Below are 16,740 nucleotides of genomic sequence, written 5' to 3'. Positions count from 1 at the left end.
CTCCCCTCCTTAGCCGACGTTTTGCATGGCTAGGCGAATTTCGTTGGCAATTTTACGGCCGGACAAGTTAGCCAATTCGTCATAATTGATTTCGTCTTTATTGATGGTTAAATTGATGGCTCCTTTGGACACAACCACATCGATCTTCGGGACTGCTGGCGCCATTCCTTGAGTACCAACCGGAAATTCCCTGTTCTCATCCTTTTTTGAAGGGATTTGCGGACGCTCTGGCAATCGTTGCAAAGGTTTTCTCATAGCAGGAGTATCGGCGATGGCAGCTGGAGCTTGAGCTTTGCTTTTCTTTTCTGGCTTTTTAAAAAGATCAAAGAGAAAGCCCCCAAGCTTGTCGCCTAGGAAGTCTCCGGCCATAGATCCCAAACCTGCTCCCGCAGCCGTGCCCGCTCCCGGTACGATAGAACCGAAAAAGCCGCCAACAGCACCACCTGCCATCGATAAAAGTGATGAGGTAACCGCCTTGGTCTTGTCCCGTTTTGATCCGGCTGTGGCAAAAGCCCCGACATCCGTTAGCAGGCCAAGAGGGCCGGGAAGCTTTATTTTCCCCATAAACTTCATGCCTTTCCCAAACCATCCGCCGGCTTGCTTGAGCAAATTTGATCCCTTCTCCTTGGCGAAGGAAACTCCTTTACCAACCCACTCTCCGCCCTTACTAAGCAGACCAGAACCTTTTTCCTTAAGCCAGGAAAAACCATTACCAATCCAAGCTCCACCCTTTTTTAGCAAGCCCGAGCTTTTCTCTTTTATAGAGGAAACACCGTTGACGACCCGAGACTTGCCGTTTTGCAGCCAATTGGCTCCTGTATTTTTAAGAGAGTTCATCCCGTCGCTGAGCCATGATCCGATTCGGAGCCCTCCCCATCGTCCCGACCTGGTTTTCCCGGGAACTCCTCGGGCGCCTTTTGATTTACCGCCTTGCTCGGCTTTGTTCCTGTTCGATGATTTGGTAGGGTCCTTTGACTCGTTGTCCAGGCCGGCCATAGGATTTTTGGAGCCCCGGCCCTTTTTTCGTTTGGGTTTCTTTTTCTTCTTCCCGTCGTCCTCGGAATCGGAACCCAAATCACCGTCTAAAAGGCCGCCGGAACCACCGCCGCAGTTGCATTTACAAATGCAAATACAAGTTTTCTTGTCGTCTTTCCCTCGCATTTTGTCGAATAAGCCTTTAATTTCATCTTTTAGTAAATCTTTGAGTACATCCTTACCGAGGTCCAAGCTGAATTTTTCAATATCCTCGCCGAAGCCCATTAACTTATCCAGAAAAGTCTTATCCTCTTTCTCTCCCGCGCCGGACTCGGCACTCTTCTCACCGCTACCCCCGGACTTTCCGCCCGTTAGGGCGTCGAGGCTTTTGGAATCGAATGCGGACAGAAAGGACTGAAAGAACGCGGTTCCCGCTTTCTTCCCCGCCTCCATAAACATGGACTCATTACCCAAAAGCTCCATCAGAGGCTTGCCGATCACCCCATCCCAATCCACGCCCTCCACCCGGACGCGCCAGGGCGTACCGGTGAGCCCCAGCAGGGAGGCGCGAATGCGCGCGGCCGCGGCGGTTACGCCATCCGCCAGGCCGACGATGGGGCGAACGGTCGTGCGCTGAAGTTTGGAGAGCCTGCGCTCCACCTTATCCGCGGCCGCCGTAAAGCGGTCCTCCAGCGTGATCTTCGGCGCGATTTTGGTCTTGCCCAGAACGGACGCCCGCCGCTGAGTTTGCTGGAGCAGCTTATCCAAACTGCGGAGCTTCTTATCCGCCTGATCCAGTTCGCGGCTGTCCACCTCAAAATCCAGGTCGAACACTTCTTTTTGAGCCATATGCCACCTCCTTTCTCCCAATATGGCGCGCCCGCAGCAAGGCTTACGGCGAGGAAGCCGAAGCCATCAGCTCCAGCTCCCTCTCCGAAAAAGCCCGCAGCAGCAGGCGCTCTCCCTTGGGGAGTGACCAGAATTCCCCGGGGCGAAGATGATGCCGTGTCCACAGATGGAACAGCAGCGTCGTCACGCCGCCGGAGTCAATCAGTTTTTTACGTCGTCGATGTCCACCCCGAACCCGGAGAGTTCGAGCACCTTATCACCGACCGCATCCAGTTCTCCGGCCAGCAGCATCCGGCGGACGGCTTCTTCGCCGCCGGACAGCTTCAGCCGGCTGATCAGCCGGTCATCGCCCCAGCCGCTGAGTTTGACGCTTTGCTCCCCGCCATCCTCCAGCTTTTTGACGACCTCCAAAGACGCGGTCGCTTCCTTGATCAGCGCGGCGTTAAAAAGCTCGCTGTCGATTTTTTCCGTCACCTGACCCTTTGTCGTCTTACGGATCGTGCAGCGTTCACGGATGGAATCCACTTTGCTGGAGGTCAACCCCCGCAGCGTAATCCGCAGGCCCAGACGGCCAATAAAAACGGCCTCTTCCGGCAGATTCGCCGCCGTTTCGAAGAGACCGTCCAAAATATCCTGTTCATTCAGCTGTTCCAAACTCATAGTTACGTTCCTCCTTCATGGGATAGCAAGTACTATTTTTCATCAAAAATATCAGGATGCGACGATCGGGTCCTTCAGCACGTACGACTCAAACGTAAACGGTGTTTCTTCCACCACCTCTTCGCCTGCGGTCCAGTTGGCCAGCTGAATTTTATCAACCATGCAATTGACTAATTCAATCCGTTCAAAGCCATAGGCTTCCGGATCGTCGAGCTTGTGAATGATCGAGAACTTCCGGAATCCCCGCGCGATCATGTCCGAGGTGATTTTGTAACCGCTCATCGTGCCGGTCCCTTTTTTGCGGCCCAGCTTGAACACCGTATACTCGGTCCCCACGAGATTCAGCTCCCGTTTGTCCGCCTCCACATTGGCCTCCAGATGATTCAAATTCGACTGCCACACCCCGTCGATAAAAATCTGGCCGAACGTCCCCATAATGACGCGGCCCGGATCAAGATATTGTGCCATTGACTATTCCCCCTCTGAATTATTGCACGTAAAACGTGCCGAAAATTTGTTCCATCACATCGGTGTCATCCGCCGTCCATGCCAGATAAACCTGATCGTCCTCCGGCTGCATTTGCGGGGCGCTGCCGTAGTAGCGCGGATCCAGCGTCACGTCATAGCCGGTCGATTCGATGACATTTTCCAAAGCCAGCGATTGCAGGTACTGCTTCCCGGCGCCGATCAGCGCCAGCCGGCCTTCTTCGGTGTTGTTTACTTTGCCGATATAATGATCCTCGGCGGTGCGCTGCAAATCGGCATTGATTTGGTCAAGCACGCGGATTTTGCGGATTTTTTTCCAGCCCTTGTTCTGGCCCTCCCGCAATGTCACCAAGCTGTTCACGCCCCGCAGCACCTTGACCTTCCGGCCGTCATGCACCAGCAGCAAGACCCCGTTCTGCACGCCCGCTTCCTGCTCGGAACGCGTCCATCGCCGGGTCACATCCTCAAAAGGGGAGACCGCGTACGTGGCCGATTCCTTCAAGGACTGACCGGCGATCAGCCCGGCGACCCATGCCGCCACTTGGGCGGAGGAGTACGACTTGCCGTTCATGATCGCCCCGGTACCCACATTGACAATCCCCTCAAAATCCAGTGCGGCACTGCGCGCAATCGCCCGGTTCACCGCGTCCGCTCCCGTATCTTCGGCCGCCGTGCCGCCCAGGGTGGCGATAATCCCCTTTCCTTCGCCGCGAACCCGCTTGACCCAGGCGGCCAGGCTGACCCGCAGCGCCGCATCCGTGACGCCGTCCAGCGTCAGCACGTGAAAATCCTGCGTTTCGAACGCTTCCGCGGCCTTCAGGTAGTCCGCGTTCGTAATGCCCGCAATCCCGCTCGCACCCCCGGCAAAAGACTCTCCGGAAACGTCGGCCAGCGTACCGTCGGCGATTTTCTCCGCGATCACCCAGCGGTTGCCCGAATCTTCGTTAATCGCCGCTGCCGCCTTGCCCGCTTCACCGTCGCCGATGGAGATCGTCCGCAGCAGCGTCCCTCCTTCGTACAGCTTCAGCTCTTTCGTTCCCGCCACTGTAAGGCTCGGCTGAACCGTGACTTTAAAGCCGTTCCCCCGCTTGCCCGGATACTTGGCTTTGAGCTTGACGCTATCTTCGGCAGCGGCCGCGCTTTTCAGCGTCAGTTCCGCCGGTGCGGCCGTGCTGTCCGCGATCCGGTAAGCGAGCAGCTTTTTCGGTCCGCCCAAAAGCGCCAAATATAAGGTGGTAAATGCCGAAGCTCCATCGGATTCATCCTCCGTATAGAGCTCGCGGATCGCCGCTTCGCCGGCGACCTCCACGAATTGCCCGACCGGTCCCCAATGGGACTTTACCGGTGCGACCACCACGCCGCGGGCTCCCGGCTGAATCGCCGTTCCGGCCGCGCTCACAAAATTCATATACAAACCGGGGAGCACCGGTTGATTCGTTACGTTCCAAGTTCCTCCTGCCATATTACTGCACCTTCCTTTTCAAGAATTGTTGGACCCGCTGTCTGGCTTCTTCCACGCTAAAATGGTTCCGCGATGCTCCATGCACCGCGCCCAAAAGAACTTCCCGGTTCACGCCCAAAAGGGCGGCGCTGTGTTCCGCCAGCTCCTCGAGCGGATATTCGGCTTCGGAAGCCGTTTTCCCGCTGATTCCGGCGGCTTCGGTCGTTTGCTTGTTCTTCGATTTCACGATAACTCACCTCAACACTCAAATATGGGATTGATAATAAACGAACTGCATGAGCGGGGCGTCCGCGGATGCCTCCGCTACTCTCCGGCTTAAGGTAACGCTTAACGGCCCTTCCCCTGACGGGGAGTAGCCGTCCGCCACCGTTTTGGTGTTTACCTGGACCCCGGTTGCCCTCATGTAGGTTTTCTCTTCCGCTGCTAGCGGAAGTTTCGCGGACAAGCCCAGACCTTCGAGCAGCCGCAGTAATGCGGCATGCTCCTGATCGGCATCCGCGGCACGGAAAAAAGCGCTCGCCCGCTTCCGCACCTCAACCGCCTTCGTCCCCTGGGGAACGGCGCTCATCTCGACGACGCGCCATAAAATCGCGGGGGAGCCCGCTCCCACCGGCCAGTTCCCGGTGTATACGGACCACTCGCGGCCCAGCCGCTTTTGGGTCCAATCCGCCAGCGCAATAAGCCAGGGGTCGCTGACGATCGGCGTCGGCTCGGCTAAAGGTTGAGGCGACACCAAGGCGTATTGCAGCGTCCTTACCGCGGCTTGGCGCTCCTCGTCCACCCAATCGGGGCCGGAAGGGCCAAGGGAGAGCAAGGTGAACTTTCCAATCGTATCGTCCTCCAGCAGTTGCTTGTCCAGCGCCTCGTTCAAAGCGGCGGTCAGCGCCTGCAAGGGATCCGATGACGATGACTGTGCCGGGGAAGCCTGAGAACCGTACATCTCGATGTTCATCAGATACCGGAAGCCTTTCCAGAGGCCGGAACCGGGACTTTCCCCGCTGTCTTTTCCCGCGGCCAATACAGCGTAGGGCTTCGGCGCCTCCGCTCCGGCGGGCGGGGCATGGAGATAGACTTCCCGCAATTCCGGGACAGAGCTTCGAAGCTTGTCATAGGTCGTTCTCATCATGGAATCAAGCATGATCCAACTCACCTCCCTTCCGCCGGGCTTCCCGCCGCGACGCATCTCGGCAGGCTGCAAAACTGCCGGTTTCCTTCAAGGCGTCCCCAAACGCAGCGGACGCAGCGCTCCGGCTGAGTCCAGTCCGCTTCCGCCGCGATCCGATGATTCGGCGGATTTTTATTGTTGCTGCTGCGGTTTCGCAAATCGCTTCCCTCCCATAAGAAAAGCCGCTGAACGGGTCAGCGGCTTTCATGTTTTTTATGAAGAGTGCTCAGGAGATGAAGGATTTCGACTATTTCGCCGCCTGACCACTCGATTTCCACAATATAAATTTACCATGCCTAAAGTCGAGCGAATGGACACGCACTGGGCAAAAACCGGACAAAAACAGGAACACATGTTCTTGTTTTGTTCGGTTTTTGCGTCCACTGCTTTCCCCGCCGCGGAATTAACGGGATATCCTCCCGTTAATTCCGCGCTCATTGCGCCATCTTGCGCTTTAGCTGGAATTTCTCCAGCTAAATTTGCCCCTCCGGCGCGAATCGGCCTTCCGGCCGCCAAATAACTGGAGTTTTTCCAGTTATTCGCCTGCCGCGGCCGTCCCCGCGCCTGATTAACGGGAGTTTTTCCCGTTAATCGGACGCTCTCCGCCCAGCCCGCATCCAGCATCCAAGAAATCTTACGGAATAAGCACCGCATCCCCCGGTTTCAACCCTTCCAGCACTTCCGTTAAATCGTCCACTTCGAGTCCTGTCCGGATGACGCGTTTTTCCGGCTGTCCATTCCCCTTGTCCAGCATAACGTACGGGGTATCTTTGTCGCGCAGGATGCCCAGAGACGGCACGGCGATCACATTCTCTTTCCGCAGCGTCTCAATCGTCCCCTCCAGACTAAGGCCTCCGATCAGCCCGGGGCTCGGCTCCAGATCAATCACCATATCGAATTGGGACGGCAGCTTCGGATCCGTGTTCGCTCCTTTTTGGGCAAACTTGGAGATTTGTCTGACCTTGCCCGACAGCTTCAAGTCGGGATTGCCGGTCGCCTTCACGCTCACACTCATTCCCGGTTTGACGCGAAACATGTCCGCCTCGGAAATCGAAGCGAGAAATTGGAGCTTGTCCGTATTCACGATCGTTCCCAGGACCTGCCCTTCCGAAGCCATACGGGTCTTGTTCTCCGTGTCGTACAGAACGAATACGCCCGCCGTCCCGGCATGAACCGCCGCGTTGCCGATAATCGCCTTTTTGGCTTGCAGCTCCTTCATTTTCAATGCCAGCGCTTTTTCATTCAACGTTTGGGCTTGGCGTTTGGTTTCCCGGTCGGCATAGGCCTTTTTCCGCTCCTCCTCGGTTGCCCCAGGCGGTTCCGTATCCTCCGCCGCATTCAAGGTCAGCTTGTTCAGGTCCAGTTCCACCTTGGTCTTCTCGATCTCACTCTCCAGTTGCTTCGCTTCGCTCTCCAGGGTCTGGGTATCGAGTGTGAACAAAAGATCGCCTTTTTGAACTTGCTGGCCGTTCTTCACCCGCCACTCCCGGATCTTTGCCGAAAAAGGCGCGAACACTTCGGTTTGCTCGGCATAGGCGGATTTGCCTTTAACCTGCACTTTCTGAGCCAATGTCGCCTGAGTGACCTGAAATGTAATCGGAACTGGCGTCTCCGCCGGAAGCTCCGGCTCCGGCTTGTACTTTTGATAAATCCAGTACCCCGCACCGGCCACAATCGCGATGGCGAGAATCCCTTTTATCCATGTCTTCATCTCTATAATCCCTTTCCTGATCATTTCTGCCGTTTAAACCCGTTATGCCGACTTGATCACGCGCAGGGCATTTGTCCTGGAGGCGCTGATCGCCGGGTAGATGCCCGCAAGCACCCCTACCACCACGGCAAAAACCATGCCGGCGGGAAGCGTGGACAACTCGATCACCACCGTCATGGGGCCTCCTTCCTGCGACATCATCTGACTGGCGAGAAGCCCGTTCACCTGGTCGACGGCCAGGAACGCAATCACGATTCCGACCGTCCCCCCGAGGAGTCCCAGTAAAGCGGCCTCGACGATAAACATCTCCCGGATCTGCCACAGATTGGCTCCCAGCACTTTCATGACGCCGATCTGCTTGCGCCGTTGATGGGTTGACATAATCATCGCCACAATGATGGACAGCGAGGCCAGCATCATAACAAATAGGCCGATGCCCATCGCCGCTTTCCGGTACAAGTCCAACTGTTCGCTCATGGCCTTCTCCTGAAACAAATTGCTTTCCGTCCGCAGCGTCAGCCGCTGGATTTGCTGTTCCACCTGGGCCACGTATTTTTTGTCTTCCACTTTTACGAGCGCGGAGTTAAGACGGCCGCTTCCGGCGGGACCCGTCTCGCTGTTTTGCAGCTGATCCTTGAGCATACGGGCGGTATCCAGGGAGACGTAAACTTTTTTGTCGTACATCGCATTGTTCGCATTCGTTCCTTCCTGTAGCTTTAATACGCCCATCACCCGAAGGGACGTGCTTGTCCGCATCTTCGTCATATCGGCCGGATCGGGGCTCTTGAATTGGATCTGGTTCTGATATAAGTCGGCGGGAGCCGACATTAATTCCATAAATTGTTGCAGCAATTCGTCATTATACGGGTCCTCGGACAGCTTCTCCTGCATCTGCTGTATGACCTTGGGGTCCACCAATCCGTACGTGGCCCCATAATTGACGACGGCCGCGCCGTTCATTTCCGAAGGGGCCCCTTGTGCGAAGCGAAAGCCGAAATCGCGTAACGAAGCCAGTTCCGTTCCTATGACCTCCACACCGGAGGAGCGTCCGTCGGACGTCACCATTTCCATATAATCGAGTTTGAGCATGGGAGCCACCGAGACCACATGCGGCAAATTGCGGATGACTTCCAGCTTGCGCGGGGTGAGGGCGCCGCGGTCAAAGCCCGAGCTCGAGGCTCCGGTTTTTCGCCCTTCGACGCCACTCGATATCCCCTCGTTCGGCGATACGGTAATTTCGTCCATGCGGTAATTCTCGTTTAAGGTCTTCTCGGTATACGTCTGGACCGATTTCCCGACGTTCAAGGCAATAATCAGGGCCGCACAGCCGATAGCCAAACCGGCCATACACAGCAAAGTGACCACTTTTCTGCGAATGATCTGCCCCCAGGCCATGCGCAACACATCAACAGTTCTCACAACGCTTCTCCTTTTTCCATCTCAAGTTCATTCAGCGGCTCATTCGTCGTCTCCCGAATCAGTCTTCCGTTCTTCAGCGTAATGACCTTCTGCATCTGGTCAGCCACCTCCGCTTCATGGGTAACGATAATAAAAGTGGTCTGCATCTGCTGGTTCAACCGCTGGATAATGGCCAGAATCTCTTCCTCGGTCTCCGTATCGAGATTTCCGGTCGGCTCGTCCGCAAAAATGACGGATGGCTCCGTAACCAGCGAGCGCGCGATACTGACCCGCTGCTGTTGGCCACCCGAGAGCTGCGATGGGAAGAGTCCCGCCTTCCCGGCCAACCCGACCTGTTCCAAAAGCGCTTCGGCCTTTTTCCGCCGCAGGGCGGGCCGCATGCCCATAAAGACCAGCGGAAGCTCCACATTCTCCCTTACCGTCAAATTGGACATCAGTTCATAAGCCTGAAAAATAAATCCGATATGCTGGCGGCGAAATTCGGCCAACTTGTTCTCCCCCAGCCGCACGATGTCCGTGCCGGCAATCCAGATGCTCCCTTGATCCGGCTTCATCAAGCCGGCCATCAAGTTGAGCAGGGTCGATTTGCCCGAGCCCGAGCTGCCCAGTAGAGCGACCATCTCCCCCTTGTCCACGGTCATATTGATTCCGTCCAATACGGGGACGACTCCTTGGGGGCTGCGGAAGGTATGGCTGACCTGGTCTACGCGCAACATGTTATCCCTCCTGTTTTTTCATGCAAAGTATGTACTCTTGCCGCCTCCATCCCTTCATTATAGGAGCCGGTTGTATCGGACTTCAGCCGAGTTGTATACAGGTTGTAACTTTTAATAGGCATAAAAACCACCCGTGTGAACGGGTGGTTTGCTCTAAGGCTATAAGCCTTTATTACCGGCTCGCGTCAAAAGGCGCTAGCTTTCACTACGTTCAAGCTGCTAGGCCATTGCCAGATAACATAAAATCCCTGCATATCTGCATGCTTTTTTCCTGTTTGGACTCAAAATTTCTAAATACCTGCAAATCTGCAGGAATTTTCGATGAAACCGGCTCGTTTCTCTAAAATCGCTGGAAATGCCTGCAGATTTGCATCTTTTTTCGCATTCCCTCGGGAATCAGGCCTAAATACCTGCAGATTTGCATCTTTTTGGAGTTCGAAGCTTTGAAGCACACTAGACGCCTCTTTGTAGTGACATATCCCTTCGATTAGCTATTAAGCCACCTTTCCTTTCGTTATACATAGTAGCTTAAACACCCCTATGATCACGAACCCATCAGGTGGTTTGTTGTTTCGCACGCTTCGCGAGCTCAACTGGCTAAAGCCCCAAATAAAAATACCCCCGAAAGACCCGGGCACAATTTCGGCTGTACTCCGGTCTCTCAGAGGCAAAACTTCTAATTAATTTGTACCCGGCAGAGGGTCGATGATCACCACGGTCTGAAGGTAAAGCGGTAAATTTCACTGTTGTCCACGGAGCTGCCCAGAACGAACAGATCGTCTCCCTTCCAGCTTAACTTGAGAAACTGGTCGATGTTCCGGTAGACGACCGTATCCGAATCAAGGCCTGTCTCTTGAAGATAGGCGACATGCACCTCATTCGTCCGCTTGTCCGTTCCAAGCAGGTAAGCGAGACGAAATTGTTCCTCATCGATCCCAAATCCCCAGATCGCCCCTTGCTTCAGAAGCTCATAAGTTCCCGATTCCGAATGGAAGCGATACAATCCCTGCACATGGGCCACCGTTCCCAGCACCAGCAGATCTCCGTTTTTCAGCACCCGAAAATCGTGAATTTCATCGGCCTTGAGCATCAGAGTTCCGTCCGCTTCCCCTTTTAAAGGGTGGCGGTAAATCCCCGAGTGCTCGCCCAACTGCGCCAGTATATATGTTTGTTGATCGTTCGTGCCGGACAAATCAAACGGAAACACATCCCGAGCGTTAATCCCGGCAGGCTTCGCGATCCGTTCCTGCAGCTGTTTGTAGGTGTACAGCATTTCCTTCTTCTCCGTCTTCGGGTGATATAACCGGTAGGTCGTTCCATCAAAGCCGATAAGCGCTTCGTTCCCCGCCTGCCTCAAGTAAAAGGACTTGTCGGAGAAAAGCAGCTTTTTTTGACCCGATGCAAGATCGTAAGCGTACGTCTCCTGCGTTTGATTCGAACGGTACCGCGAATAGATCAGCGTGCCGTTCCAAAAGGAAAACGTGTCGTACAGAACACTGGAATCGAGATCCTTCACCCGGTTGTCGTCCAGGTGGAGCAGGGATAGCTTCATTCCCGTGTAGGAAGCGTCGGTTCGATTTAGGACCAGTGTGTTATGATCGAGGGCCTCAAAGTTATAGACGGCAAAATTATTCGGCAGCTTCGTCGCCGACTCCGTCGAGAAGGCATTGCCCGGCTTGAGGGGGAGGCTGTTGTCGAACTGGCTGCCGGACAGTTCGATTGTACGGGGGTGGATATAGATCAGGTTGAACAAATGTTCCAAACCGTAAATGCCCCCGACTCCGGCCATCAGAATTCCGGCAAGGATCAGTTTATTCCGGAAAGCCGCCCAAAAATTACGTCGCTCCATGTTTATCCTCCGGCAACAGGATCGTGACCCGCGTCCCTTTTTGCAATTCGCTGTCTATTTCCACCCGGCCCCCATGAGCTTCCACCGTTTGTTTTACGATGGACAAGCCCAGACCCGCACTGCCTTTTTCGCTCCGGTGTTTCTCGCCTTCCCGGTAGAACGGTTCAAATACAAGCTTCAGCGCTTCAGGCGAAATACCCTCCCCCTGATCGGTGATCCGGACCGCCACCATGGCATCCTCCCGAGAAGCTTCGATATGAACGGAAGAGTTCACGTAGCCGTACTTGATCGCGTTATCCAACACATTCAGGAAGACCTCCTTCAGTTTGTGGCGATCTCCCCGGACCTCAAGCCGCTCTTCCACGTTGTATTGGATCCGCATATTGTATTTGCTCGCTTTTATAGACATATCTTCGCAGGCTTCCCGGACGACCTTGGCGGCATCGATCGCTTCGAACCGGTAGGCCGGCAATGGACCGGACGCCACGGAGACCTCCAGAATATCGGCAACCATCCCGTTCAACCGCCGGCTCTCCTTGATGATATAATCCAGCCCCTTGTCAAAATACATCCGGTCGGAAAAACCGTTGTCTTTAAGAATTTGCGCATAGCCCAAAATAGTGGTCAACGGGGTCTTCAATTCATGCGTCACATTGTCAAAAAAAGCTTTGCTGCGCGCCTGCACCTGTTTCACCTCATCCCGCTCGCGTTCGATGACGTCGATCTGCTCCCGAATTCTCCGGATCATCGCGGCAAAGCTGGTCGCCAGTTCGCCGATTTCGTCCCGGGTGGTGATGCGGATATCCGCGACGAGATTTCCCTGCGCCACTTCGGCTGAACGCCGCGTGAGCACGCGAATCGGGTTCGTGATTTTTCGGGAAATCAGCACGGAAGCCAGGAACACAAACCCAAAGATCAGAGCGGCGAAATTTTTAATCGTCTCCTGATACCGGACGTGACGTTGGTACAAATCGCTGTAATCCTTGTCGAATTGAAGCAGCCCGATAACCGCACCCCGAGCCGTCAGGGGAAAGGCCAGCCGCGCGATCATGCGGTTATTCTCCACATAGGTGGTATAAACCACCTTCTGTTCGGCAGCCGTTGTATGATAATCCAATGGGGATCCCGGCGCCGCTTCACCCGCCTCCTCTTTGCGAAAAGGAGTTCCGTCCGGACGGTATAAGGTCACCTTCCCGCCGACGGCGCTGCCGATTTGGCCGGCAAGCTCGGCATTTTCCAACGCCAGCGTTTTCTCGCTCATTCGAAGATTATGGATCAGGAAGTATTGGTTCACCGCGATATCGAGGTTCTTTTTGAAATGCCCCATATCCTCGTCCACCTCGCCGTACAGGTTGTCCACCCCGACTTTGCCGGACAGAATAATCAGCAGGGTAAACCCCAGAAACACAATAACCGAGAATAAGAGCACCAGCTTGAACTGGATCGTCCATTTCATGGCTGCACCGGCGCGTTCATTTTGTAGCCCACTCCGAAAACCGTCTCGATAATGGACATTTCCGAATCGCTCTGATCCAATTTTTTTCGGATACGCTGCACATGAATATCCACCGTACGCGTATCTCCCGCAAATTCAAATCCCCAAACTTTGTCCAGCAGTTCGGACCGGGTAAACACTTTATGAGGGTTGGTGGCCAGAAACAGCAGCAGATCGTATTCTTTATTCGTCAGCCCCGCCCGCTCACCGTTCCGTAATACCTCCCGCTCATCCTTGCGGATTTCGATATGGCGGCCCAGCCGGACGACATCGAACGCCCTTTTCTCCACCGTCTCGCTGATCAGATCGATGCGGCGAAAAATCGCGCGGATGCGTACGACAACCTCCCGGATATCAAAAGGCTTGGTGATATAATCGTCGGCTCCCAGCTCCATCCCCAGCACCTTGTCCAGCATATCCGATTTGGCCGTGATCATCATCACCGGCACCTTCCACTGCACGGACAGCCTTTTGCAGATATCAAAGCCGCTCATATCGGGCAGCATCAGGTCCAGCAGCACCAGATCCGGCCGTTCCCGTTCCATCAAGCGCAATCCTTCCGAGCCGCTAGCGGCCTGATGGATGATGAACCCCTCCTTGGTTAAGGAATAAGACAAAATATCCCGAATGGAGTCCTCGTCCTCGATAATCAAAATTCTTTTCGACATCTTGATGTCATCCTCTTTCCCTTTTCCTAAAACATGGATGCGTTTCTGTTTCACCGATCTGTCCATATTTTGAAGGCAAGAAACCGGTTTGAACAGAAAAACCGCGGAAATGTTACAAATCGGATACAACTATCCAAGCTTTGGATACATAAGCCCATTATACTGTGTAACAGCCAAGTCATGTATGAAGCTGAATACTGGAAATTCATGTTTAAAGGGGAATTCGCGGTTATGCTGGACGAAAGACAACTTAATGAAGCTTATGTTCGATATAGAGCGGAACTAGTGAGGTATTTATCCCGAATATTGCGTCATCCGCAAGATGTGGAGGATCTCGTGCAGGATTGCTTTATCCGGCTGATGACGGTGCAAGCGAAGCTTGAGGAATCCCGTATCCCTTACTATTTAAAAGTGATCGCCCGAAATATGGCCACCGACGTGTTCAGAAAGAAAATCAGGACCGCGAAACGGGACAGCCGCCTAAACTCCCCCCGCTTCTGCCAGGATACCTCGGAGCTGGAAATCGAGGAAGGCGTCCGCGAAATGGTTTCCCTGATCGGCAACCAACAACACCGGCGGATTGTGGAACTGCGCATCATCCATGGATACACCATTAAAGAAACGGCACAGCTGATGGACTGCAGCGAAAGTAAGATCAAATCTTCGGTCCATTCCGCCGTCAAACGAATAAGGGCTAACCTTAAAGTCATTTCTTGAAATACCGTTCACAAAAAAACCGGCGTTCCCGCCGGCTCCTGCTCCTATCCCTTACACGCCTCAGGCACTCTATCGTTCACGTATACCTCCAGCTTCATAGCCAGCGCGAGGATGCGGATCGCGTCGGCTTTGATGCGGCGGTAGGTACGGTCGCTGATCCCCATTTCCCCGCAGCTGATAAAATCATACTCGCCCTCGTCATCGAGATAGCTCCGTTCGATCACTTCCCGCTGCATCTTCGTGAGGCGCTCCATCGCCTGGTCCAGCAGCTCCGACTTGCGGATCAGCTCGGCTTCCCGGTCAACGTTCCGGATGGCCGTTCGCTCCGCCGGCTTGCTGATCACATGCGTGGCTCCATGGAACCTCGGTTCGTAGTTGACCGTCATCCCGGCCTGCTGACGGACGAAACCGATTTGCCGGAACTGCCGCACCTCCTCCAGCCGCTTTTCTACTGCTGCCCGCGTAGCGGAATAATCGATGGACAAGGTGTCAAACACGGTTATAAACGGATGTGTACGTCTTCTTCCCACGGCGATCCCTCCTGAAGATATTTCCACCAACAACTTGCCAATTTGGTAACATCATCTTTTGTGTCTCTTGTCTAAAAACTCGTATTTCCTCCCAAAAATCTAAATTATCAATTTTATATTACCAATACGGTAACTTTAACCCTATTTTACATTACCATTTTGGCAATGTCAAATAATTCCCAATGATTTTATCGAGCTTTATTTACCAAAATGGCAACCTCATGATATAATAGAAGAAACCATAAAAACGGGGAGTTCCTATGCAGAGTCTTGGGGATCGGATCAAATTCCTTAGGGAGAAAAAGAATATGACGCAAAAGGATCTCGCTGCCGCAGCGGGGTTAACCGTCGTTCAACTGTCCCGGTACGAAACCGGCGACCGGAAGCCGGATCCCGAGGCTTTGCGCGGGATCGCCGACGCCCTGGACAGCAGCGCGGACTACCTGCTCGGCCGGACCGAGGCACCTTCGGAGTCGTACGACAAAGGCGCAAGCCTGTCTTTTTACGGCGGACCCGAAGCCTACACTTCGGACGAAATCGCGATGATGGAAGCCGCGCTCAAAGCTTACCGGGAACAGAAGAAAAAATTGCTCGACGGCGGCAGCGAAAATCCAAAAAATTAAAGGATTTAATGACGAAGCGTCGAATAAGTAGCTTCAGACAAATCCACACAACAAGAATCAGGCCCTTTTTGGATAAGGGCCCTTCTTTTCCGATACATACCGAACATACATTCTCTTTTGAGGTGATTTTATGTTATTCTCCTACTATAGGGAAACCGAGTTGGAGCAATGGATCAGCGGCAAATATTTAGCCCATGGGATCCTCGGCCCGGCGGAGCACGATATTGAGCACATCGCATACGCCTTTGGTGTCGATCTCGTGTACGAGGAATGTCCGTCTTTCTCCGATAATGAAGAGCGGGTGATTTTTCTGAACAAGCATGCGGACGATGTGACCGCCCGGGTGATTTTTTTCCATGAGTTATGCCATGTCCTCAGGCATGCCGGGGATCAGCGAATCATGCCCGCCATGTTCAGAAGCGCCCAGGAAACCGAAGCGGAACAGTTCGTGCTGTACGCGGCCATTCCCTTTTATATGTTCACCCGGCTGCCGGTGCCGGATCAGCGCTCCGAAGCGGTCGCTTATCTCGCGGAGACCTTCCGCGTCCCTTACGGGCTCGCGGAGCATCGCCTGGACCAGATCCAGCGGCGGGTGCTGCACGGCAGCCTGATCGCCGCCGCCAAAGAGGCGGACCGCCAGAGACAATCCGCCTGCGGGTGGTCCGGGGAAACGAAGCGGATCATGGCTCAGTTGGAGCGGCAGCTCGGCGGCAACCCCGGAGGGAATTAAGATGAAGCTCGCCCTCTATTGCGACTTTATATCGGAAGAGATCCGGCCTTTGCAACTGGTGATCCGGTTCGGCCCGGGAGAGCCGGACTGGAGCGGCGTGTTGTATTTGCCGCTTCAGGGTCCGTTCGAGCCGTTTGAGCCCGAGAACTTCGGGGACCGGATTGTCGCCTCCGTTCTCCTGGAGGACCTCGTCCTCAGGCGTAGCGGCGACGAGGAACTCGGCATTCTGCTGCCTAATCTCGCCCGCCGCCACCCGGGGGCCGACATAACGATGCTCGTCGTACAGATTGCCGACGCGGAGGAAGTTTTGGGGTATAAGTGGGGAGACCGACTACTTGAGTAGCGGTCTTTCTTCGTATCTCTCACCCTGTCCCAAGTTTGTATTTGGCCATATGTTGATCCGTTATGGAGGGATTTAACCGATCCTCGGGAATATGGTGAATCGTGATAAAAGCTGTTTAAGCCACGATTTTGTCGAAGCGGCTTTTGACCACTAGCGTTGCATTAATCCGAGGGGACTAACGGCTGTAACAGCCTCCCTTTGAGCCGGACGGGTAAATAAGGGCTATTTGAGGCGCGATTTTTTCGAAATCGTCCTTTCCGTGTGAAATAGAGGTCCTTTGGGGCCTTATTTTTGGGAAAAGCGGGCCGAAACCTGATTTCGGGACCCGAACCACGGGAAGGC

The 16,740-nt window shown here is 54.4% G+C and carries 19 protein-coding genes; 4 read left to right on the top strand and 15 right to left on the bottom strand.

Translation table 11 applies throughout. The annotated features are described in order from the left end of the window. Positions 1–9 precede the first annotated feature (9 nt). The 14 genes from FRY98_RS08890 to FRY98_RS08835 all read right to left on the bottom strand — a co-directional run bounded on the left by FRY98_RS08890 (position 10) and on the right by FRY98_RS08835 (position 13,455). Positions 10–1,635, bottom strand: coding sequence for a hypothetical protein (locus FRY98_RS08890; protein WP_211373277.1), 1,626 nt, complete (start codon positions 1,633–1,635; stop codon positions 10–12). 232 nt (positions 1,636–1,867) lie between these two features. After that, on the bottom strand, positions 1,868–2,011 hold the full coding sequence (locus FRY98_RS28415) for a hypothetical protein (RefSeq protein WP_170287060.1): 144 nt from the start codon (positions 2,009–2,011) through the stop codon (positions 1,868–1,870). A 14-nt stretch (positions 2,012–2,025) separates the two neighbouring features. Continuing rightward, positions 2,026–2,484 carry a phage tail assembly chaperone gene (locus FRY98_RS08885; protein ID WP_148451415.1) on the bottom strand — a complete coding sequence of 153 codons (459 nt, stop codon included), beginning with the start codon at positions 2,482–2,484 and terminating at the stop codon, positions 2,026–2,028. 51 nt (positions 2,485–2,535) lie between these two features. Then, positions 2,536–2,952, bottom strand: a complete 417-nt coding sequence (locus tag FRY98_RS08880) for a phage tail tube protein (protein WP_148451414.1) — start codon at positions 2,950–2,952, stop codon at positions 2,536–2,538. A gap of 19 nt (positions 2,953–2,971) precedes the next feature. Beyond that, positions 2,972–4,432: a phage tail sheath family protein gene (locus FRY98_RS08875; RefSeq protein ID WP_148451413.1), complete on the bottom strand. Its 1,461-nt coding sequence runs from the start codon at positions 4,430–4,432 to the stop codon at positions 2,972–2,974. 1 nt (position 4,433) lies between these two features. After that, positions 4,434–4,658 (bottom strand): YqzN/YkzM domain-containing protein, encoded by a 225-nt coding sequence (locus tag FRY98_RS08870; RefSeq protein WP_225039200.1) that lies wholly within the window; start codon positions 4,656–4,658, stop codon positions 4,434–4,436. Between the two features lie 18 nt (positions 4,659–4,676). Next, positions 4,677–5,570 (bottom strand): hypothetical protein, encoded by an 894-nt coding sequence (locus FRY98_RS08865; protein WP_148451412.1) that lies wholly within the window; start codon positions 5,568–5,570, stop codon positions 4,677–4,679. An 8-nt stretch (positions 5,571–5,578) separates the two neighbouring features. Then, positions 5,579–5,755: a hypothetical protein gene (locus FRY98_RS28410; protein ID WP_170287066.1), complete on the bottom strand. Its 177-nt coding sequence runs from the start codon at positions 5,753–5,755 to the stop codon at positions 5,579–5,581. Between the two features lie 476 nt (positions 5,756–6,231). Next, positions 6,232–7,308, bottom strand: a complete 1,077-nt coding sequence (locus FRY98_RS08860; RefSeq protein WP_170287065.1) for an efflux RND transporter periplasmic adaptor subunit — start codon at positions 7,306–7,308, stop codon at positions 6,232–6,234. Positions 7,309–7,350: 42 nt separating this feature from the next. Further along, positions 7,351–8,727, bottom strand: a complete 1,377-nt coding sequence (locus FRY98_RS08855; RefSeq protein WP_148451410.1) for an ABC transporter permease — start codon at positions 8,725–8,727, stop codon at positions 7,351–7,353. Beyond that, on the bottom strand, positions 8,724–9,443 hold the full coding sequence (locus tag FRY98_RS08850; protein ID WP_148451409.1) for an ABC transporter ATP-binding protein: 720 nt from the start codon (positions 9,441–9,443) through the stop codon (positions 8,724–8,726). Before FRY98_RS08850 ends, FRY98_RS08855 begins: the two co-directional genes overlap by 4 nt. 709 nt (positions 9,444–10,152) lie before the next feature. Next, on the bottom strand, positions 10,153–11,292 hold the full coding sequence (locus tag FRY98_RS08845; protein WP_148451408.1) for a hypothetical protein: 1,140 nt from the start codon (positions 11,290–11,292) through the stop codon (positions 10,153–10,155). Continuing rightward, positions 11,279–12,748, bottom strand: a complete 1,470-nt coding sequence (locus FRY98_RS08840; RefSeq protein WP_148451407.1) for a sensor histidine kinase — start codon at positions 12,746–12,748, stop codon at positions 11,279–11,281. Before FRY98_RS08840 ends, FRY98_RS08845 begins: the two co-directional genes overlap by 14 nt. Then, positions 12,745–13,455, bottom strand: a complete 711-nt coding sequence (locus FRY98_RS08835) for a response regulator transcription factor (RefSeq protein WP_148451406.1) — start codon at positions 13,453–13,455, stop codon at positions 12,745–12,747. Before FRY98_RS08835 ends, FRY98_RS08840 begins: the two co-directional genes overlap by 4 nt. Positions 13,456–13,686: 231 nt before the next feature. Here FRY98_RS08835 and FRY98_RS08830 point away from each other — a divergent pair, with 231 nt between their 5' ends. After that, on the top strand, positions 13,687–14,172 hold the full coding sequence (locus FRY98_RS08830) for an RNA polymerase sigma factor (protein WP_170287064.1): 486 nt from the start codon (positions 13,687–13,689) through the stop codon (positions 14,170–14,172). A 44-nt stretch (positions 14,173–14,216) separates the two neighbouring features. On the opposite strand, the gene FRY98_RS08825 is transcribed toward FRY98_RS08830, so the two are convergent. Continuing rightward, positions 14,217–14,702, bottom strand: coding sequence for an ArpU family phage packaging/lysis transcriptional regulator (locus FRY98_RS08825; protein WP_148451404.1), 486 nt, complete (start codon positions 14,700–14,702; stop codon positions 14,217–14,219). Positions 14,703–14,962: 260 nt separating this feature from the next. On the opposite strand from FRY98_RS08825, the gene FRY98_RS08820 reads away from it, so the two are divergent. From FRY98_RS08820 to FRY98_RS08810, 3 genes are all read left to right on the top strand, one after another. Then, positions 14,963–15,325: a helix-turn-helix domain-containing protein gene (locus FRY98_RS08820; protein WP_148451403.1), complete on the top strand. Its 363-nt coding sequence runs from the start codon at positions 14,963–14,965 to the stop codon at positions 15,323–15,325. A 130-nt stretch (positions 15,326–15,455) separates the two neighbouring features. Continuing rightward, on the top strand, positions 15,456–16,055 hold the full coding sequence (locus FRY98_RS08815; protein ID WP_148451402.1) for an ImmA/IrrE family metallo-endopeptidase: 600 nt from the start codon (positions 15,456–15,458) through the stop codon (positions 16,053–16,055). Position 16,056: 1 nt separating this feature from the next. Next, entirely contained in the window at positions 16,057–16,398 is a 342-nt protein-coding gene (locus tag FRY98_RS08810) for a hypothetical protein (protein ID WP_148451401.1), read from the top strand. Positions 16,399–16,740 lie beyond the last annotated feature (342 nt).

This window comes from Paenibacillus faecis, from assembly GCF_008084145.1.
Lineage (GTDB): Bacteria > Bacillota > Bacilli > Paenibacillales > Paenibacillaceae > Fontibacillus > Fontibacillus faecis.
Note: the sequence above shows the minus strand (reverse complement) of the source record. Positions and strands in the feature narration are given on the sequence as shown.